Annotated in this window: 16 protein-coding genes and 1 pseudogene; 7 read left to right on the forward strand and 10 right to left on the reverse strand. The window is 63.0% G+C overall.

Annotation, left to right across the window (positions count from 1 at the left end; genetic code table 11):
- Positions 1 to 2 precede the first annotated feature (2 nt).
- The 7 genes and pseudogenes from V1294_RS37540 to V1294_RS37570 form a co-directional block, all read right to left on the reverse strand.
- Entirely contained in the window at positions 3 to 1247 is a 1245-nt protein-coding gene (locus V1294_RS37540) for an acyl-CoA dehydrogenase (protein ID WP_334504333.1), read from the reverse strand.
- 126 nt (positions 1248 to 1373) lie between these two features.
- The gene (locus V1294_RS37545) at positions 1374 to 2621 is read right to left on the reverse strand and encodes an acyl-CoA dehydrogenase (protein WP_334504335.1); all 1248 of its coding nucleotides are present in this window, start codon (positions 2619 to 2621) and stop codon (positions 1374 to 1376) included.
- Between the two features lie 158 nt (positions 2622 to 2779).
- Positions 2780 to 3908 (reverse strand): annotated as a pseudogene (locus V1294_RS37550) (acyl-CoA dehydrogenase family protein).
- A gap of 109 nt (positions 3909 to 4017) precedes the next feature.
- A complete protein-coding gene (locus V1294_RS37555) occupies positions 4018 to 5886 on the reverse strand; it encodes an AMP-binding protein (RefSeq protein ID WP_334504337.1) in 1869 nt (622 codons plus the stop codon).
- Between the two features lie 40 nt (positions 5887 to 5926).
- The gene (locus V1294_RS37560; RefSeq protein ID WP_334504339.1) at positions 5927 to 6733 is read right to left on the reverse strand and encodes an enoyl-CoA hydratase/isomerase family protein; all 807 of its coding nucleotides are present in this window, start codon (positions 6731 to 6733) and stop codon (positions 5927 to 5929) included.
- A 183-nt stretch (positions 6734 to 6916) separates the two neighbouring features.
- Positions 6917 to 7675 carry an SDR family NAD(P)-dependent oxidoreductase gene (locus V1294_RS37565; protein WP_334504341.1) on the reverse strand — a complete coding sequence of 253 codons (759 nt, stop codon included), beginning with the start codon at positions 7673 to 7675 and terminating at the stop codon, positions 6917 to 6919.
- A 62-nt stretch (positions 7676 to 7737) separates the two neighbouring features.
- On the reverse strand, positions 7738 to 8409 hold the full coding sequence (locus V1294_RS37570) for a TetR family transcriptional regulator (protein ID WP_334504343.1): 672 nt from the start codon (positions 8407 to 8409) through the stop codon (positions 7738 to 7740).
- Positions 8410 to 8557: 148 nt separating this feature from the next.
- On the opposite strand from V1294_RS37570, the gene V1294_RS37575 reads away from it, so the two are divergent.
- The 4 genes from V1294_RS37575 to mbfA all read left to right on the forward strand — a co-directional run bounded on the left by V1294_RS37575 (position 8558) and on the right by mbfA (position 13843).
- Positions 8558 to 9730 carry an acetyl-CoA C-acetyltransferase gene (locus V1294_RS37575; protein WP_334504346.1) on the forward strand — a complete coding sequence of 391 codons (1173 nt, stop codon included), beginning with the start codon at positions 8558 to 8560 and terminating at the stop codon, positions 9728 to 9730.
- Positions 9731 to 9807: 77 nt separating this feature from the next.
- A complete protein-coding gene (locus V1294_RS37580; RefSeq protein ID WP_334504348.1) occupies positions 9808 to 11349 on the forward strand; it encodes an acyl-CoA synthetase in 1542 nt (513 codons plus the stop codon).
- Positions 11350 to 11634: 285 nt separating this feature from the next.
- Positions 11635 to 12783 (forward strand): alpha/beta fold hydrolase, encoded by a 1149-nt coding sequence (locus tag V1294_RS37585; protein WP_334504349.1) that lies wholly within the window; start codon positions 11635 to 11637, stop codon positions 12781 to 12783.
- A gap of 88 nt (positions 12784 to 12871) precedes the next feature.
- On the forward strand, positions 12872 to 13843 hold the full coding sequence (gene mbfA, locus V1294_RS37590; protein ID WP_334486088.1) for an iron exporter MbfA: 972 nt from the start codon (positions 12872 to 12874) through the stop codon (positions 13841 to 13843).
- 8 nt (positions 13844 to 13851) lie between these two features.
- On the opposite strand, the gene V1294_RS37595 is transcribed toward mbfA, so the two are convergent.
- Positions 13852 to 14388 (reverse strand): GNAT family N-acetyltransferase, encoded by a 537-nt coding sequence (locus V1294_RS37595; protein WP_334486091.1) that lies wholly within the window; start codon positions 14386 to 14388, stop codon positions 13852 to 13854.
- 378 nt (positions 14389 to 14766) lie between these two features.
- On the opposite strand from V1294_RS37595, the gene V1294_RS37600 reads away from it, so the two are divergent.
- From V1294_RS37600 to V1294_RS37610, 3 genes are all read left to right on the forward strand, one after another.
- A complete protein-coding gene (locus V1294_RS37600) occupies positions 14767 to 16239 on the forward strand; it encodes an amidase (protein WP_334504351.1) in 1473 nt (490 codons plus the stop codon).
- Positions 16240 to 16419: 180 nt separating this feature from the next.
- Complete coding sequence (locus V1294_RS37605; protein WP_334504353.1) at positions 16420 to 16878, forward strand: hypothetical protein; 459 nt, start codon at positions 16420 to 16422, stop codon at positions 16876 to 16878.
- Positions 16879 to 16916: 38 nt separating this feature from the next.
- Positions 16917 to 17270 (forward strand): nuclear transport factor 2 family protein, encoded by a 354-nt coding sequence (locus V1294_RS37610; RefSeq protein ID WP_334504354.1) that lies wholly within the window; start codon positions 16917 to 16919, stop codon positions 17268 to 17270.
- A gap of 115 nt (positions 17271 to 17385) precedes the next feature.
- On the opposite strand, the gene V1294_RS37615 is transcribed toward V1294_RS37610, so the two are convergent.
- Both V1294_RS37615 and V1294_RS37620 read right to left on the reverse strand, forming a co-directional pair.
- On the reverse strand, positions 17386 to 18474 hold the full coding sequence (locus V1294_RS37615) for a Zn-dependent alcohol dehydrogenase (protein ID WP_334504355.1): 1089 nt from the start codon (positions 18472 to 18474) through the stop codon (positions 17386 to 17388).
- A gap of 48 nt (positions 18475 to 18522) precedes the next feature.
- Complete coding sequence (locus V1294_RS37620; protein WP_334504357.1) at positions 18523 to 20304, reverse strand: acyl-CoA dehydrogenase family protein; 1782 nt, start codon at positions 20302 to 20304, stop codon at positions 18523 to 18525.
- Positions 20305 to 20464: the final 160 nt, after the last annotated feature.

Genomic DNA, 20464 nt, shown 5'->3' on the forward strand with positions numbered 1-20464 from the left:
GGTCATCGCCCCTTGGTCGGGATCTTGTTGAACGGCACGTCCTTGTCGATCCTGATATCACCGGGCAGGCCGAGCACGCGCTCGGCGATGATGTTGCGCAGGATTTCATCGGTGCCGCCGGCGATACGCATCGACGGCGATGACAGCAGCATCTGCTGGAACTGGCCGCTCGCCTCCTCTTCGTCGGCGCCGGTGAGCGCCCCGGTCGCGCCCTGCAGATCCATCGCATAGGTCGCGATGTCCTGCAGCATCGAGCCGGAGACCAGCTTGCCGATGGAATTCTCCGGACCCGGACGCTCGCCCTTCGACAGCGACGAAATCGCGCGGTAGCTGGTGTATTTCAGCCCGCTCGCCTTCACCGCCCAGTTCGCAAGCTTCGAACGCGTCGCGGGATCGTCGATCGCGAGCCCGTCGTCGGTCATCAGGTTCGAGCAGAACTCGAACATTTCGGGGAAGCCTGTCGCGAGCCGCGAACCGATCGACATGCGCTCGTTCATCAGCGTGGTCAGCGACACGTTCCAGCCGTCGCCGACGGCGCCGAGACGCTGGTGATCGGGAATCACCACGTCGGTGAAATAGACCTCGTTGAACTCCTGCATGCCGTTGGCCTGCTTGATCGGCCGCACCTCGACGCCCTTGCTCTTCATGTCGAGGAAGAACATCGTCAGGCCCTTGTGCTTCGGCACGTTAGGGTCGGTGCGCGTGATCAGAAGGCCGTAATCAGAGTAGTGCGCGCCCGAGGTCCAGATCTTCTGGCCGTTGACGACCCAATTGTCGCCCTGCTTTTCCGCCCGCGTGCGCAAGCCTGCGACGTCGGAGCCGCCGGCCGGCTCGGAGAACAGCTGGCACCAGATATGTTCGCCGGAAGCAAGCTTTGGCAGATAGTGACGCTTGTGCTCCTCGCTGCCGAACGCCATCACGGTCGGGCCGCACATGCCCTCGCCGATCTGGAACGGCTGCGTCAGCTTGCCGTAGACGCCCTCTTCCTGCTGCCAGATCACCTTCTCGATCGGGCTCGCGCCGCGACCGCCATACTCCTTCGGCCAGTGCAGGCAGGCCCAACCGCCTTCGGCCTTCTTCTTCTGCCAGGCCTTGCCGACATCGACGATCTCTTCCTTCTCCAGCCGGATCCGGCCGAGCGAGGACTTTGACAGCTCCGCCTCGTATTGCTTCGGCGCGTTGGCGTCGATCCATTTGCGCGCGGTAGTGCGGAATTCGGCTTCCTGCGGGGTGTCATCGAAGTTCATGAGCGGCTTCCTTTTTTCTTGTCATTCCGGGGCGTGCGTGCAACGCACGAACTATGATGCGCAATTGCGCATCTGAGAATCTCGATCAATAACCTCTGGATTCCGGGTTCGCGCTTCGCGCGAATTCTACGTCCGACCCTTGGTCGGGATCTTGTTGAACGGCACGTCCTTGTCGACCCTGATGTCGCCGGGCAGGCCAAGCACGCGCTCGGCGATGATGTTGCGCATGATCTCGTCGGTACCGCCCTCGACGCGGGTGCCCGGCGCGCGCAGCAGCATCGCCTGGAATTTGCCCGCAACCTCGGCCTCTTCAGGCCCGCTCAGCACGCCAGCGGCGCCCTGCAGGTCGAGCGCATACATCGCGACTTCCTGGACCATCGATCCCGCAACCAGTTTGCCGATGGAATTTTCCGGCCCCGGACGCTCGCCTTTCGACAGCGCCGAGATCGCGCGCATGCTGGTGTATCGGAGGCCACTGGCCTTCACCGCATAATTCGCAAGCTTCGAGCGAACGCTGCGGTCTTCGATCGCGGGTCCATCTTCCAGCATCAGGCTGTTGCAGAAGTCGAACAATTCGGGGAAGCCGGTCGAGACGCCGGCGCCGATCGACATGCGCTCGTTCATCAGCGTGGTCAGCGAGACGTTCCAGCCGTCATTGACGGCGCCTAGCCGCTGCGAATCCGGAATCTTCACATCGGTAAAGTAGACCTCGTTGAAGTCGGACTGGCCGCTGGCCTGCTTGATCGGCCGCACCTCGACGCCCGGGCTCTTCATGTCCAGGAAGAACATGGTGAGGCCCTTGTGCTTGGCGACGTTCGGATCGGTTCGCGTCAGCAGGATGCCGTAATCAGAGTAATGCGCGCCCGAGGTCCATATCTTCTGGCCGTTGATGATCCAGTCGTCGCCGTTCCTCTCGGCGCGGGTGCGCAGACCTGCGACGTCGGAGCCGCCGGCGGGTTCGGAGAATAGTTGACACCAGACTTTTTCGCCCGAGGCCAGCGGCGGCAGGTATTTGCGCTTCTGCTCCTCGCCGGCGAACGCCATCATGGTCGGCCCACACATGCCGTGGCCGATGATGAACATGCCGGAGAGCTTGCCGAACGGGCCCTCTTCCTGCTGCCAGATCACGCGCTCGATCGGCGATGATCCACGGCCGCCATATTCCTTCGGCCAGTGCAGGCACGCCCAGCCGGCGTCGGCCTTCTTCTTCTGCCAGGCCTTTGCGACCTCGAGAATATTGGCGCCCTTGAGCACGGTGCGGCCGAGCGAGGACTTTCGAAGTTCTTCCTCATATTGCTTCGGCGCGTTGGCGGAGATCCACGCCTTGGCTTCTGCGCGGAACGCGGCTTCCTGCGGGGTGTCGTCGAAGTTCATGAGCGTGGTCCTTCAATTCTATCGGTCGTCCCTGCGAAAGCAGGGACCCATAACCACCGGTCTACAAATTTAACCCGGGCTCTCGCATCGTGATCCAATCGAAACTTCTCGGCGTATGGGTCCCCGCTTTTCGCGGGGACGACAACGGCGGTGATACCCTACGCCGCGTTCTTCTTGCGCATGCGGTCGATCAGTTGATCTTCCCAGTACGACAGGCTGCCGAGCGTCAGCGCGGTCGTGTTGGCGCGGCGGTAGTACATGTGGCAGTCGAACTCCCAGGTGAAACCCATGCCGCCATGAACCTGGATGTTGTTCTTGGAGCAGTGCTGGAACGCCTGCGTCGCGCTGATACGCGCAGCGGCGGCTGCTTCCGGCAATTCCGATGCGTTGGTCGAGAGCGCCCAGGCGCCGTAGTAGCAGTTCGAGCGCGCCAGCGTCGCCGAGACATACATGTCGGCGAGGATGTGCTTCACCGCCTGGAACGAACCGATCGGCCGGCCGAACGCGATACGATCCAGCGCATAGTCGCGGCCCATTTCGAGCGCGCGATCGGAGCCGCCGACCTGTTCGAACGCCAGCAGCACTGCCGCGCGGTCGAGCACCTGGGTCAAAATGCTCCAGCCGTCACCGGCGGCACCGAGCGGCTCGGCCTTGGTGTTCTTGAAGGTGAGTTCGGCCTGGCCTCGGGTCGGATCGACATTGGTCAGCGATTTGGCTTCGACGCCGCCGGCCTTCAGGTCGACCAGGAACAGCGAGATATCGGAATCGCGGCCCGTCGAACCGGTACGCGCGGCGACCACGGCGAAATCGGCAATCGCGCCATCCGGCACCGGTTTTCTTCACGCCACTGAGCGTGCCGCCGGAGGCCTGCAGCTTGATCGCCTTCGGCGACGGATTGCCCTTGCCCTCGAACAGCGCCAGCGTGCCGATCGCTTCGCCGCTCGCAATCTTCGGCAGCCATTTCTGCTTCTGCGCGTCGGAGCCAGCCAGCAGCAGCGCCTCGGCTGCGAGATAGACGGTGGAGGAGAACGGCACCGGCGCATTGGCGCGGCCCATTTCTTCCGCGATCACGCAGAGCTCGAGATGGCCGGCGCCCGCGCCGCCGAATTCTTCCGGGATCGCGACGCCGAGGAAGCCCATCTCGGCGAGCCCCTGCCACAGGGCCTTGTCATACGGCGCCTTGCCGTCGAGCACCTCGCGCACCGCTTTCGGCGGGCACTTCTCAGTGAGGAACTTCCTCGCCTCGTCGCGCATCTGTTTTTGTTCGTCGGAGAAATCGAAGTTCATGGCGGGTTACTCGCGTTGATGGTGGCTCATAGGATGGGTGGAGCGAAGCGATACCCATCATTGTTTGGTTGCGGTTGATGGGTTTCGCTGCGCTCTACCCATCCTACGGTCAGTTCAAAATGATCACGTCCTCTCTCGGCTTCTCGGCGTAAAGCTTCTCCACCAGCGCGGCGCGGCGCTCGAGGCCGGCGCGCTGGTTGATGTAGCCCTTGTCGGTGAGTTCGTTACCGTCGATCGAAGGCGGCTCGACCATCAGCATGGCGCGCGCGATCCGCATGCTGCTGCCGGTGGCGGCCGCGTTGTGCGCTTCCAGCCCGCGCTTCAGGCAGGCGATCACTTCGGGATGCTTGACCACGTCTTCAAACGTCGCATCGGGACTGCGGACGATCTGCCGGCAGGCGTGCAGATTGGGCCAGGCCAACAGCCCGATGAATTCCCGGTCCTGCCCAGCCACCAGTGCGTCGTGCACAACAGGCGTGGCGGCAGCGATCGCATCGGTCCGCAGCGAGCCGACATGGACGAAGGTGCCGGTTGTCAGCTTGAAATCCTCGACCACGCGGCCGGCGAAGATGATGCCCTGCAGCGGATCGTTGTCATCGACGAACACGCCGGCATCGCCGATGCAATAGAACCCCTCCTCGTCGAACATCTTCTTCGTCAAATCAGGCTGGCCGAAATAGCCCGGCGTGACGTTGACGCCGCGCAGGCGCAACTCGTACTTCGAACCGCACGGCACCATCTTCAGCTCGACGCCGGGGAACGGCAGGCCGATCAGGCCGACGCGCTCGGTGTCCCAATAGGTGCCGGTCGAGGTCGGCGCGGTCTCGGTCGAGCCCCACCCCGTATAGAACACGATGCGCTCGCCGGTGGTCTTCACCGCCAGCGCCTGCATGCGGTCGTAGAGATCATCAGGCAGCCGTGCGCCGCCATAGGCCATGATGCTCAGGTTCTTGAAGAAGCTGCGGCACAGCGCGTCGTCCTTTTCCATCGCGGCCGCCAGCGCCGCGTATCCGGCGGGCACGTTGGCATAATAGGTCGGAGACACTTCGCGGAGGTTTCGGATGGTCTCCTCGAGCTGGCCCGGCATCGGCCGGCCGTCGTCGATATAGAGCGTGCCGCCATCGACCAGGATCGGATGGAACGCGGCATTGCCGCCCATGGTATGATTCCACGGCATCCAGTCCAGCACGGTCGCGATCGGCCCGTTGGGATCGCGCGGGCGCACCTGCATCATCATCGCCGCATTGGCGCACATCATCTCCTGCGTGTTGATGACGGCCTTCGGCATGCCGGTCGAACCCGAGGTGAACAGCAGCTTGCCGACGGTTTTGGGCGTGATCTTTGCAATCGACTCCTCGACCGCTTTGGTCACCGGCGTTGCGGCGAGATCGGCAAAGGACACGCTCTTGATACCGTCGCAGGGTCGCGCGACGTGAACGACGGTGACGCCGGTCAGGTCGAGCGCCTTCAAGGCCTTCTCAAAGGTCGGCCCGTCCTGCACCATCACGACCGCAGGCCTGATCAGGTCGAAGAGGTATTTGAGCTTGAGATGATCATGGCTCATCAGCGAATAGGCCGGCGACACCGGCGCTGCGGGAGAGCGCGCCTGCATCGCGGCCTGCGTCATCAGCGCGTGCTCGATCGAATTGCCGGACAGGATCGCAACGGGCTGGTCTTCGAGACCGAGATTGAGCAGGCCCTGCGTCAGCCCGTCGACGATGCGCTTGGCTTCGCCGTAGGAGACTTTCCGCCATTGCCGGTCCGCGTCGCCGCGTTGCGCCAGCCAGATGCGCTCGGGCGCCTGCTTCGCCCATTTCGAAAGCGACGCCGGGATATGCTTCTCGTAAGGCTGCAGCGGGATGCGCGACTTCAGGATGATGACGCCATCGGGACGATGCTCGACCGCGATGTCGCGCGCCAGCCACTCGATCTTGCGAAAGGCCGGTTTTGTCAGCACTGCGGCTGCACTCCCACTCATATTGCGTCTCCCGGAATTCAGTCCTTTGCGGATCTTGTCGTCATCGCTTGATATAGACAGGCTTTCGCTTTTCGAGAAAGGCCCTGATGCCTTCGTTGAAATCTTCCGAACGGCTGCACAACACCTGATTGCGGTCTTCCATCGCGATCACGGCTTCGATCGAGCCGGCATCGACGCTCATGTTGAGGCATTCCTTGGACAGTCTTAGACCCACCGGCGAAGCCGTCATCATCGCGTCGACATAGGGCTCGGCCGCTGCGTCAAGGCCGCCTTCCTCTACGACTTCGGAGACAAGCCCCACCGCAAGCGCGCGTTCGGCGCCGATGAAGCGACCGGTAAGAATCAATTCGGAGGCGACCGAGACGCCGACCAGGCGCGGCAAGAAATAGGAGGTGCCGATGTCGCAGCCGCCAAGACCGAGCTTGATGAAGGCGCAGTTCATCCGCGCGGATCTGGTCGCGATCCGGATATCGGCAGCGAGCGCCAGCGCAAAGCCACCGCCGGCCGCCGCACCCTGGATCAGCGCGATGATCGGCTGCGGACAGCGCCGCATCAGCATCACGATGTCGGCAATGCGCCGCTGCGAGTCCAGCGATTCGGTCACGCCGGGCGGCTCCTGCTGGCCGGCGCGGCGCTTCATCGCATGTTTGAGGTCGAGCCCGGCGCAGAACGATGCGCCGGCGCCTTTGATCACCACGACGCGGGTGGAACGATTGCGCTGCAGGCCTTCGAAGTAGGCGTTCAGCGCATCGATCAGCGAGGGATCGAGCGCGTTCAGGCTGTCCGGGCGATTGAGTTTGACCCAATCGACCCCGTCATGATGTTCGATCAGCAGCGGTTGAGTCACGTCGTACTCCTGCATCCGCGAACGCGGTGCCAGTTGCTGCGCCCTCTCCCCTTGTGGGAGAGGGCTACACCGCCATCAGCCGTGCATTCACTGCGGTGAGGGGTTGCCAGCCGAGAGAACCCCTCATCCGTCGCGGACTGCGTCCGCGCCACCTTCTCCCACAAGGGCAGAAGGGAAGAGCAACTACCTTGGCGCCATGCGGATGGCGCCGTCGAGACGGATGGTTTCGCCGTTGAGCATCGGGTTCTCGACGATGTGGACCGCGAGCGCGCCGTATTCGGCGGCGTCGCCGAGGCGGGCCGGATGCGGCACCTGGGCGCCAAGGCTCTTGCGGGCCTCCTCGTTCAGGCCCATCAAGAGCGGCGTCAGGAACAGGCCGGGCGCGATGGTGTTGACGCGGATCTTGAGGCTGGCGAGATCGCGCGCGGCCGGGAGCGTGAGACCGACGACGCCGCCCTTCGACGCCGAATAGGCGATCTGGCCGATCTGGCCTTCATAAGCCGCCACCGAAGCCGTGTTGATGGCGACGCCGCGTTCTTCGCCGACCGGCGGCGCGGTCGCGAGGCGCTCAGCGAACAGGCGCAGCACGTTGAAGGTACCGATCAGATTGACATTGATGATGCGGACAAACTTCGCCAGCGGATAGACGCCGTCCTTGCCGACGGTGCGCTGCGAGCCGCCGATGCCGGCGCAGTTCATCAGCACGCGCGCAATGCCGTGGGCGGCTTCGGCCTTGGCAATCGCCGCCTTGATCGCCTCTTCGTCAGTCACGTCGGCATGAAGGGCAACGCCCTTCACTTCGGCGGCGACCTTTTCGGCGTTTTCCTTGTTCTGGTCGATGACGCCGATTTTCGCGCCCTTGGCGGCCATGGCGCGGGCGGTCGCGGCGCCGAGGCCGGAGCCACCGCCGGTGATGAGAACGGCAACGTCTTGCAACTGCATTGTAACAACCTTTCCTTGGGAGTTTCTTATCTGGATTCGTAGGCTACTGAGTGTCGCGATCGTTATCCGGCGGCGGCACCTTTTTCTTTCCCGTTCAGCATCCCGCCGCAGATCAGCGCTTCCATATGCTTGATATATTCGCGGCAGACCTCGTCGGTGACGGGGCCGACACCGGTCGCCCGCGACATCGCGTGGCGGCCGAAGAACAGGTGATCGCAGGCGCCAACCAGGCTGGTGTAGAACATCACCGGATCGATGTTGCGAAACTCGCCGGCCTTGATGCCCTCCGCAAGCAGCCGCCGCTGGAATTCCAGGAGCGGCGCCACGAAAAACTTCGATACCTCGTCGGCCGCTTCCGTGCTGCTTTCGTGCAGCAGGTAGTGGATCAGCCGGTTCATATACGGGAACTGATAATAGGCGCGGATGATGCCGCCGATATGCAGCTTGAGTTTTGCGGTCGGCGATATCGGCTGGCTGATGAGATATTCGAGCCCCGACATCTCGGTCGCGGCGTCGCGCGCCAGCAGCGCCAGTAACAGCCCGTCTTTGTTGCCGAAATGGTATTTCACCAGCGCGGCGTTGACGCCCGACTTCTGCGCGATGTCGGACAGCGACACCTCGATCGAGGCGCGCTCGATCATCAGTTCGCTCGCCGCGACAAGCAGCTTCTCGGCGGTGCTGTTTTTACCGCCCTGAGGCCTGGTCGGTATGCTGGTATTCAACTGCGATGCCATCGCCGCCTGGTCCGGAAATCCGGGCCGCACATAAGCGCATGCCGCGCCTGCACTCAAGAGTTAATTGATTGATTGACTAAATCCCGCAGCGCCCCTTAAATCCGGCCCAACTTTCAAACGCCATCCATAAACATCAGGGAGAACAGACATGGCCGAGGCCTATATCGTCGCCGCCGCGCGTACCGCGGGTGGCCGCAAGGGGGGACGTCTCGCAGGCTGGCATCCGGCCGATCTCGCCGCTTCGGTACTGAATTCGCTGGTCGATCGCTCCGGCGTCGATCCCGCCCAGATCGAAGACGTCATCATGGGCTGCGTGATGCAGGCCGGCGAGCAGTCCAACAACATCGCCCGCAACGCGGTGATGGCCTCGAAACTTCCCGAGAGCGTGCCCGCCACCTCGGTCGACCGCCAGTGCGGCTCCTCGCAGCAGGCGCTGCATTTCGCGGCGCAGGCGGTGATGGCCGGCTCGATGGACATTGTGATCGCCGCAGGCGTGGAATCGATGACGCGGGTGCCGATGGGCCTCGCCTCGCAGCTGCCCGCCAAGAACGGTTTTGGCCATTACAAGAGCCCGGGCATCGAGCAGAAATATCCGAACATCGTGTTCAGCCAGTTCACCGGCGCGGAAATGATGGCGGAGAAGTACGGCCTCTCGAAGGACCAGCTCGACGAATACTCCTACAACAGCCACCAGCGCGCGATTGCCGCGACTCAAGGCGGCAAGTTCAAGGAAGAAATCATTCCGCTGCAGATCACCCGCGCCGACAATACGACCGACACCCATCATATCGACGAAGGTATCCGGTTCGACGCCAGCCTCGACGGCATCAAGGGCGTCAAGCTGATCGCCGAGAACGGCAAGCACACCGCCGCCAGCGCCAGCCAGATCTGCGACGGCGCCTCCGGCGTCATGGTGGTCAACGAGAAGGGCCTCAAATCTCTCGGGGTGAAGCCGCTGGCGCGCATCCATCACATGACCATGATGGGCGGCGATCCCGTGATCATGCTGGATGCGCCGCTGCACGCCACCAAGCGGGCGCTGGAGAAGGCCGGCATGTCGATCAACGACGTCGACCTGTTCGAGGTCAACGAGGCCTTCGCCGCCGTGCCGGTGGCATGGCTGAAGACGACAGGCGCCGATCCGGAACGGCTCAACATCAATGGCGGCGCGATCGCGCTCGGCCATCCGCTCGGCGGCTCCGGCACCAAGCTGATGACCACGCTGGTCAATGCCCTCAAGCAGAACAACAAGCGTTACGGCTTGCAGACCATGTGCGAAGGCGGCGGCATGGCGAATGTGACGATCGTCGAGCGGCTTTAAAAACAAGAAAAGCGTTTGGCGACTGGCGAGCAGGGAGTGCGCTTCCTGCTCGCCATTTTCTTATTGAGGAAACACCCATGACCCATCCCTCCGTCCACGCCCGCACCTATCCGAACAAGATCGCCTATCAGATGGCGACGACCGGCAAGGCGATCACCTATCGTGAACTCGACGAGCTCTCGAACCAGGGCGCGCAACTGTTTCGTTCGCTTGGGCTTAGGGCCGGCGACCACATTGCACTCCTGATGGAAAACCGCCTCGCCTTCATGGAAATCTGCTGGGCGGCGCAGCGCGCAGGTCTCTACTACACCGCGGTCAGCCGCTATCTGACGCAGGACGAAATCGCCTACATCGTGAAAGACTGCGGCGCAAAAGTCTTCATCACCACGCCGAAATGCGCCGACCAGGTCAGGGGCCTCGTTGGCCAGCCTGATGGACCGCTGCTCTACATGATGGATGAGCCCGAGCCGGGCTTCCGTTCCTTTGACAGGGAAGCCGCCGCGCAGCCGGCCATGCCGATTGCGGATGAGCTGGCGGGCTACGACATGCTGTATTCGTCCGGCACCACCGGGCGGCCCAAGGGCATCAAGAAGGAGTTCGAGGGCAAGGCGATCGACGTGCCGAACCCGCTCCTGAAAATTCTCTGCGCCGACATGTGCGGCATGTCGTCCGACAGCATCTATCTGTCGCCGGCGCCGCTCTATCACGCAGCCCCCTTGCGCTTCAACATGATGGCGATCACGCTCGGCGGCACCTCCATCATCATGGAGCATTTCGACGCCGAGGAATTTCTAAAACTGGTCGAGAAATACAAGGCCACGCAGTCGCAGCTGGTGCCGACCATGTTCGTGCGCATGCTGAAGCTGCCGGACGAGGTGCGCACGCGCTACAATGTTTCCTCGCTGAAAGGCGCGATTCACGCCGCGGCCCCCTGCCCGGTCGACGTGAAGGCAAAAATGATCGAGTGGTGGGGACCGATCCTGATCGAGTATTACGCCGGCTCCGAAGGCAACGGCGTCACCGTCTCGACCTCGCAGCAATGGCTGACGCACCGCGGCACCGTCGGCCGCGCCGTGGTCGGCAAGGTGAAGATTTTGGACGAGAACGACGAGGAGCGTCCCGTGGGCGAAATCGGCACGGTCTATTTCGCCGATGCGCCTGCCTTCGCCTACCACAACGATCCCGAGAAGACGAAGAAGGCCTACAATGAAAAAGGCTGGTCGACGCTCGGCGACGTCGGCTATCTCGACGCGGAAGGTTTTCTCTACCTCACCGACCGCAAGAGCTACATGATCATCTCGGGCGGCGTGAACATCTACCCGCAGGAGACCGAGGACGTCCTGATCACCCATCCCGCCGTCTCCGACGTCGCGGTGTTCGGCGTGCCGAACGAGGAAATGGGCGAAGAGGTCAAGGCCGTGGTGCAGCCGCACGACATGGCAAAAGCCGGCAAGGAGCTCGAGGCCGAACTGATCGTGTTCTGCCGCAAGCATTTGTCGCCGATCAAATGCCCGAAAAGCATCCACTTCGAGGCGGAGTTGCCGCGGACGCCGACCGGGAAACTGGTGAAGCGGCATCTGCGCGACAAGTACTGGCCGAAGCCGGCGGCGAAGGGGTAGCGCGGGAATCGCAGGGTGGGCAGAGGCGCTAAGCGCCGTACCCATCATCTGCTCGCCTACACCTGATGGTGGGCACGCTTACGCTTTTGCTCACCCTACGCATCCGGCCAAAGCACGCGGCACTTTCTTCCCTTCTCCCCTTGTGGGAGAAGGTGCCTTGCCGAAGGCAAGGCGGATGAGGGGTCTCTATCCGCGGAGACAGACCCCTCACCCGTCTCAAATGAGCTTACGCTCATTCGATCCACCCTCTCCCACAAGGGGGAGAGGGGAAGAAAGGCGCGAACAATGCCCACCCTTCCCGAGATCCCGCTCCCGTCAACCATCCGCTCCCGATACGTCGACAACATCAACGGCCTGCGCATGCACGTGCTCGAAGCCGGTTTCGAGACGCGTGGCCGGCCCTGCGTGCTGTTGCTGCATGGCTTCCCTGAACTCGCCTTCTCCTGGCGCAAGGTGATGCCCGTTCTCGCAGAAGCCGGCTATCACGTGATCGCGCCGGACCAGCGCGGCTATGGCCGCACCACCGGATGGGACCCGGATTACGACGGCGATCTCGCCTCGTTCCGGCTCACCAATCTGGTGCGCGACACGCTCGGGCTGGTGTCGGCGTTCGGCTATCGCAGCGTTGACGCCGTGATCGGGCATGATTTCGGCTCTTCGGTCGCCGCCTGGTGCGCGCTGATCCGGCCCGACGTGTTTCGCTCGGTCGTCATGATGAGCGCGCCGTTCGGCGGACCGCCGGCGCTGCCCTTCAACACCGCGAACGAACCAGCCAAGCCCGCCGATGATCCCATTCACCGCGACCTCGCGGCGCTGCCGCGCCCGCGAAAACATTACCAATGGTACTACTCGACGCGCGAGGCGAACGACGACATGCGCCACGCGCCGCAGGGCGTGCATGATTTCCTGCGCGCCTATTACCACCACAAGAGCGCGGACTGGAAAGACAACCAGCCCTATCCGCTGAAGTCATGGTCGGCGGGCGAAATCGCAAAACTGCCGACCTATTATGTGATGGACCTCGCCAAGGACATGGCCGCGACGGTTGCGGAAGAGATGCCGTCAGCGGAAGAGATCGCCGCGAATAAATGGTTGCCCGATAGCGAGCTTGCCTTCTACAGCGCCGAGTACGAACGCAACGGTTTCCAGGGCGGGCTGCAATGGTATCGCTGCGGCACCTCGGGCGCGTTTTTGCCGGAACTGCAGACCTGGTCGGGCCGCACCATCGACGTGCGCTCTGCCTTCATCTCGGGCAAGCAGGACTGGGGCACCTATCAGCGTCCCGGCGTGTACGAGGCCATGCAGAAGGCCTGCACCAACATGATCGGCAGCCATCTCGTCGATGGCGCGGGCCACTGGGTGCAGCAGGAGCAGGCTAACGAAGTGAGCTGGTTGCTGGTGCAATTCTTGCGAGGGACGACGGCGAACGCTTAGACGAAGGCGAACCAGGCCAGGCCCAGCAATTGACCGCGGCGACAGCTAATATTAGAATTATTCTAAATTAAGAAAAAGGCGCTGTCCCGTGAAGAATTTCGCCGATCTGACCGAACGCGAAGTGCTGGCTGTCGCGATCTCTTCCGAGGAGGAGGACAGCCGCATCTACATGACGTTCGCGGAAGACCTCGCGGAACGCTATCCGGATTCGGCCAAGGTGTTCGAGGAGATGGCCGAGGAGGAACGCGGCCACCGCCATCGGCTGCTGGAACTGTACGAACAGCGCTTTGGCGCGCATCTGCCGCCGATCCGCCGCGAGGACGTCAAGGGCTTCCTGAGGCGCCGCCCGATCTGGCTGACCAAGAACCTGTCGCTCGACACCATCCGCAAGGAAGTCGAGACGATGGAACTCCAGGCCGAGCAATTCTACATCAAGGCCGCAGAGCAGGCCGACGATGTCGGCGTGCGCCGCTTGCTCGGCGACCTCGCCGAGGAAGAAAGGGGCCACGAGAAGCTCGCAGTGAAGCTGACCGGCGAGATCCTCAGCCCGGATGTGCGCGCCGAGGAAGACAAGACGCGCCGGCGTATGTTCGTGCTGCAATATGTGCAGCCGGGGTTGGCCGGATTGATGGACGGCTCGGTCTCGACGCTGGCGCCACTGTTCGCCGCCGCCTTTGCCACGCATCAGAACTGGCAGACGTTTCTGGTGGGACTGGCCGCCTCGATCGGCGCCGGCATCAGCATGGGCTTTGCCGAAGCGCTCTCGGATGATGGCTCGCTGACGGGGCGCGGCTCGCCATGGCTGCGCGGCATCACCTGCGGGTTGATGACGACGCTGGGCGGTATCGGCCACACCCTGCCCTATCTCGTTCCCGACCCCTGGCCGAACGCATTCTGGATCGCGACCGTGATCGCCTGCATCATCGTGTTCTTTGAATTGTGGGCGATCGCCTTTATCCGCGCGCGATACATGGACACGCCTTTCCTTCAGGCGGTGTTCCAGATCGTGCTCGGCGGCGCCATCGTGCTCGCGGTCGGGATATTGATCGGGACGGCGTAGCCGGCGTCTCAGTTCGCACTCACGGCGTCTCCCGCGATCCGGCCGAACATTCGAAAATCATGGAACGCGCCCTTGAACCATGCCTTTTGCCGCAACGTGCCTTCATACTGAAAGCCTGACTTTTCCAGCACGCGGTCGGACGCGGCATTACCGGGCATCGTCCAGGCATCGATACGATTGAGCCTGAAGGTCTCATGTCCGCACGCGACCACGGCCCGCACCGCCTCCGTCATCAGGCCCCTGCCCCAATAATCCGGATGCAACTCGTAGCCGATTTGGCCGCAGCGCCATTTCTTCTCGAAACTGTTGAAGCGGATCGCGCCGGCCAGCGCCTTTGAGCCGCTGATCTCGATGATCCAGGCACACCCCTTGCCGGAGCCGTGGACCTTGGACATCCAGCGCACGAAACGTTCGACCTGCGTCGTGGACGGCGCGTCGGGCCAATTGGAAAAACGCGTTACGTCGGGGACCGACAATAACGCCCGAAACGCAGGGACGTCCTTTGGCGCCGCGGCCCGCAAGGTCAGCCGCTTAGTGGACAACACGGGAAATTTCCGGCTCGCGCTGGGTGGCATGGTTTCCTCTGCCCGTTGATTTTGGTTCGCAGACATTCCGGACGAGTGGCATCAACTGCCGTTGAGCCCGCTGATCTCGGGGAAGAACATGTCCTTCCACGAAGCAGGCTCGTGCTTGATGGCGCCGACCCGGCGCATGAATTTTGCGAATTTCATCCGCGCAAATCTCATCGGAGCCTCCCGCACTGTTTTCATTTTTCGTTGAGCGGAAGACTAGCGCGCAAACGGTGCTGCCGCCAAGAGCATAGCAACGTGACCGTTCTGCCGCTGTACAGCCATTGCTCTTGCGGCGTTGGCGCAAACTGAGCATCATCCGCGCCGCATCGAAGGACAGATCGGGAGTACGCCTTGGCCAAATCGCAATGGAGTTTCAAGACCGCCGTCGAATTGTCATCTGCGCTTGCTGACAGGAAAGTCTCAGCGGTCGAATTGGCAGAGGACGCGATCGGCCGGATCGAGCGGCACGATGCCAAGATCAATGCGATTTGCGTCCGTGATTTCGAGCGCGGCCTTGCCGCCGCGCGGGCTGCCGATGCGGAACTAGCCCGCGGGGTGAAGAAGCCGCTGCTCGGCATCCCGATGACGGTGAAGGAGTCCTTCAACATTGCGGGGCTGCCGACGACCTGGGGCACTCCGGCGCAGAAGGATTTCACGCCGACCGAGGACGCGCTGCCGATCACCCGCGTCAAGGACGCCGGCGGCGTGATCCTCGGCAAGACCAACGTGCCGCTCGGGCTCGGCGACTGGCAGAGCTACAACGACATCTACGGCACCACCAACAACCCGTTCGATCTCGGCCGCACGCCGGGCGGTTCTTCCGGCGGCTCGTCGGCGGCGCTCGCGGCGGGCTATGGCGCGCTGTCGCTCGGCTCCGACATCGGCGGCTCCTTGCGCGTGCCGGCGTTTCATTGCGGCATCTACGCGCATAAGCCGACCTTTGACCTCGTCGCCATGCGCGGCCACACGCCGCCACCCCTGCCGCCGCTGCCGTCCACGCGCGATCTCAGCGTGATCGGGCCGATGGCGCGTTGCGTGGCCGATTTGTCGCTGCTGCTCGACGTGATCGCAGGGCCCGATCCGCTCGAATCCGGCAAGGCCTATAGCCTCACGCTGCCACCGGCGCGTCACACGGAGATGAAGAACTTCCGCGTGCTCTTGATCGACAGCGATCCGGTCATGCCGACCGACAGTGTGGTGCGCGGAACGCTGGAAGCACTTGCCGCAGATCTCGCCAGGGCCGGCGTCAAGGTCGACCGCGCCAGTCCGCTGCTGCCTGATTTCGCAGTATCGAGCCGGCTCTACATGCGGATGCTGATGTCGTTCCTTGCGGCTTCCTTTGCGCCCGAAGCCTACACCGGCGCGCTGGCGGCCGCCGCGTCGCTGCCCGCCGAGGACATAAGCCTCGCCGCCGAGCGCCTGCGCGGCATTACGCTCAGCCACCGCGACTGGTTGATGGCCGATGGCGGACGCTCCCGGCTGCGCGCGCAATGGCGCGAACTGTTCAAGACCTATGATGCCGTAATCTGCCCGCTGATGCCGACGCCGGCCTATCCGCACGATCACTCCGATGACCAGGAAAAACGCCGCATCAGGATCGACGGTAAGGATTACATCTATCCCGACCAGCTTTCCTGGCCCGGCATCGCCACCTTGCCCGGCCTGCCGTCGACAGCGATCCCGACTGGCTTTTCGCCGGATGGACTGCCGGTCGGCGTGCAGATCGTCGGGCCCTCGCTGGAGGACCGCACGCCGCTCAAGCTGGCGGAACTGATCGAGCGCGAATTCGGCGGGTTCAAGCCGCCGCCAATGTTTGATGATTAGAGACCCCTCGTGCCGGCGAGTTGCGCGCAAGTGCGCCTCCTCGCCATGAGGGTGAAGCGGTATCGTTGAAAGCGCCATGCGGACTTTCATTCAAAGCGTCATCGCCGTCGTTGCCGGCTTCCTGCTGATGTGGCCGCTTGGCTATGCCTATGCCGCGCTCGGCTGGCCAACATTCCACTTGTGGGGGCTGATGCATGGCACATTTGTCGCGGCCTGTCGCCCGCCCTGTCGATCCTGGCATTCCTGGCACTGGGGTATCTGCCGCTTTTCCGGAGCATCGACGACGCCGCGCTTCTGATCGCCGGCCTTGTTTGGGGCCTGTTGCTGGCCACTGCTTTCAACATCCGCCACGCTCTCGGCTTTGAGATTGCCTATGGCCTGTTCAGCGCCACGGCCGTTATCGTTGCAGCACTATGCATCTTTGCCAAACACCGGCTCCGTTTGGCGCTGCTCGTGATATCGCCGCTTGTCTTCCTGAACTTGGATCTTCTGCTGGCGCCACCGCCGCTTGAACAATTCCTGTCTCAAACCATCTTTGATCTCAAGGCGCTCTTGCCGCCACTCGCCTTCTCGCTTGCGGGTTACGTGCTTGGTTCGCTCGTCCGCTTCGTGATCAAACGCTCGCCGAGAACAGCGTGATGGCCGCTCTACATTGACGAACAAGGACCGAGGAAATCATGAACAACGACCTCGCCGAGCTGACAGAGCTCAACCACGACTATGTCGCGTCCGTGCAGAATTCCGATGTCAAACGCTTCGATGAAATTCTTGCAGCGGACTTCTATTGCTCGAATCCCGACAAGTCGCTGGTCGACCGCGCGGCGTTCCTGAAGCAGACCGCGATCCCGGTGACGATCAGGGACCTTACGGCACACGACGTGAAAATCCGCGTGCTCGGCGATTTCGCCATCATCCACGCCGCCACCAGCTATACGACCGCGGACGGCCAGCAGGCCCACGGCCGCTACACCGATTGCTGGGCGAAACAGAACGGGAAGTGGCTCGCCGTCTCGGCGCACGTGTCGCGGTAGGCCAACGCCGTCATTGCCGGGCTTGACCCGGCAATCCATCCACGTCGAAGGAAGGCTTCTTGTGAAGATCGATGGATGCCCGGGTCAAGCCCGGGCATGACGAGCTCGATCTATCTCACGCATCAAACATGATCACGCTGCGCAGCGTCTTGCCGGCCTTCATGTTGGCAAAGCCCTCGTTGATCTCGGAGAGCTTCAGCTTGGCCGAGATCCAGTCTTCCAGATGCAGCTTGCCGCGCATGTAGAACTCGACGAGGCGGGGCATGTCGACGCGGAAATGGTTGGAGCCCATCGACGAGCCCTGGATCCGGCGCTCCCTGAGGAAGTCGAAACCGTGCAGCTCGATCTTCTGGCCGAACGGGATCATACCGACGATGGTCGCGGTGCCGCCGGCTGCCAGCATCGCAAAGGACTGCTCCGCGGTTTCCTTGCGGCCCAGCACCTCGAAGGAGTGATGCACGCCGCCACCGGTGAGTTCGCGCACCTGCTGCACCACGTCGCCCCTTGCAGGGTCGACGATGTCGGTGGCGCCGAGCTTGGTGGCCAACTGCAGCTTGGCCGGGTTGGTATCGATCGCGATGATGCGGCCGGCGCCCGCGATCGCAGCCCCATTGATCGCCGCCATGCCGACACCGCCGCAACCGATCACCGCGACCGTTTCGCCGGCCTGAACCTTGGCCGTGTTCACCACCGCGCCGTAGCCGGTGATGACGCCGCAGCCGATCAGCGCCGCAAACTCCAGCGGCATGTCCTTGCGGATTTTCACGATGGCGTTTTCGTGCACCAGCATCTGCTCGGCGAAGGACGAGAGGTTGAGGAACTGATGGAGCTTCTCATCACGCGCCCAGGACAGCCGGTTGGACTGGCCGGGCAGCATCTTCACTGTCGTGTCGGTGCAGAGCACCGTGCGGCCGGTGGTGCAGTTGTCGCAGGTGCCGCAGAACACTGACAGACAGGTGACGACGTGATCGCCGGGTTTTACGTAGGTGACGTCGGAGCCGACCTTTTCGACGACGCCGGCGGATTCATGGCCAAGCACGGCCGGCAGCGGATGCGGATACAGACCCTCCATGAAATGCAGGTCGGAATGACAGAGGCCGGCGACGCGAGTGCGGATCAGGACTTCGCGCGGGCCGGGGTTCGGTACGCTGACATCCTCGATCACCAGCGGCTGGTTGACTTCATGCAGAACGGCGGCCTTCATCGGGTACTCCCTGTAATTTATGTTTTTTGAACCAGAACTAACGGCAGCCTACGCCGCGACCAGCAATTCGCCAACCTCGGCCATGCCGACGTTGCGCTCGCCGAGCAAATGATCGGTGATGGCGCGCTGGGTCGCGTTTTCCGCAAGCCGGAACGGGTCGCCCGCCGCAACGCGGTGGTCGATCACCATGCGCGACAGCAATAGCCGCCTGGCATCGCCGCGCATTTCGTGGATGCGACCGCCCTCCCAGGCCAGCGCGACCGCGCTGGCAACATGATAGAGCAGGCTGGTGGCGCGCCGCGCATCGCCCTCATTGTCGCTCCGGCTGGCCACTTCGCGCGCGAAGCCGACGGCGCGGTCGGTCAAGTCCCGCAGGCGGTCGCGCCAGGCCTGCGGCACGTTGGCGCTGTCGTCGAGACGGGCGTGCAGGTCCGCCGCCAACGCCGCATCGGCACCGTGACGACCGACCGCGCGCGTCAGCGCATCGATCGCGACGATGTTGCCGGTGCCTTCCCAGATCGATCCGAGATGGGCATCACGCAGCAGCCGCGCAGTCGCAAATTCCTCGATATAGCCAATACCGCCGCGCATCTCCAACGCATCGCCGCAGACCTTTCGCGCATCGCGCGTCGCGCGGAATTTCAAGGTCGGCGTCAGGATCCGCAGCAGCGCCGCCGCATCCTGGCTGCCGGCCTCCGCCCGATCGAGCGCATCTGCCGTGAGAAAACTCATCGACAGCGCCTGTTCGGTCGGCAGCATGATCTTCATCAATTGCCGGCGTGCCAGCGGCAAGTCGATGATGCGCTGGCCGAATACCACGCGGTTCTTCGCCACCGTCATCGCGTCATGATGCGCGCGCCGCATCAGCGCGGTCGACTTGACGCCGTTGGAGAGCCTGGACGAATTGACCATCTCGGCCATCTGCACGAAGCCGCGGTCGAGCTTGCCGACCGCATACGCAATCGCGCCCTCGAACTTGATCTCGCCCGAGGCCATCGAGCGGGTGCCGAGCTTGTCCTTCAGGCGCACGATCCGGTAGTGATTTTGCGAGCCGTCGTCGAGGAAGCGCGGCATCAGGAACAGGCCGACGCCGCGCGTGCCGGGGCCCGCGCCTTCGGGGCGCGCCAACAGCATCACCACCTTGGCATCGGCATTGGAGCAGAACCACTTTTCACCATAGAGCCGCCAGTGGTCCCCTTCCTGCACGGCTTTCGTCGTCAGCGTGCCGACGTCGGAGCCGCCCTCCTTCTCGGTCATGAACTGGCCGCCCTGGGTGAGTTTGCTCATGTCAGTCTGGGTCAGGCCGTCCAGATACTTCGCCTTTAGCGCTTCGCTGCCGAAATTGTTGAGCAGTTTGGCGCAGCCGTCGGTGACGTTGATCGGGCAGCCCATGCCGAACTCGGTCTGATTGAACAGGAACGTGAAGGCGTGCTTGGCCACGACAGGGTATTTGTCCGGCCAGCCCATGATGCCCTTGCGGATCGACAGCGCGTGAATGCCGAACTCGCCGAACGCGGCTTTTTCCAGCTCGCGATAGGCCGGGTGATATTCGATGTACTGCGTATCGCGGCCGAACTTGTCGCGCTGGTGCAGCACCGGCGTGTGGCGGTCGGCGAGCCGCGCGCATTCGTCGAGATAGCCGCCGGCCAGCTCGCCGAGGCGATCGAGATGCGGCTCGATATGGCGGAACAGTGCATCGGGGAGATGCAAGCGAAGCAGATCCGTCAGCGCCGGATCGGCCCGGTAGAAATTCATCCCCGTCGTGTCGGGCGCGAGCAATCCCGGCTGATTGGCTGACGCTGATGCACGGTCGTGCATGAGTGGATGCATTTTTAGCCCTTGTTCGTTTCGCCCGATGTTGGTCAACTACCGATAACGCAGGCGGACGTGCCGTCAACAAGCATAATTGGAGGGCCTCCCCATGGCGGACGATTGCCAGGCGGAATCGGGTTCCTAGATACTAAGTCCCGACCATCGGAGGACCGCGCCC

Origin of the sequence: Bradyrhizobium sp. AZCC 1678 (genome assembly GCF_036924765.1) — a bacterium.
In the GTDB taxonomy this organism is placed as follows: Bacteria; Pseudomonadota; Alphaproteobacteria; order Rhizobiales; family Xanthobacteraceae; genus Bradyrhizobium; species Bradyrhizobium algeriense.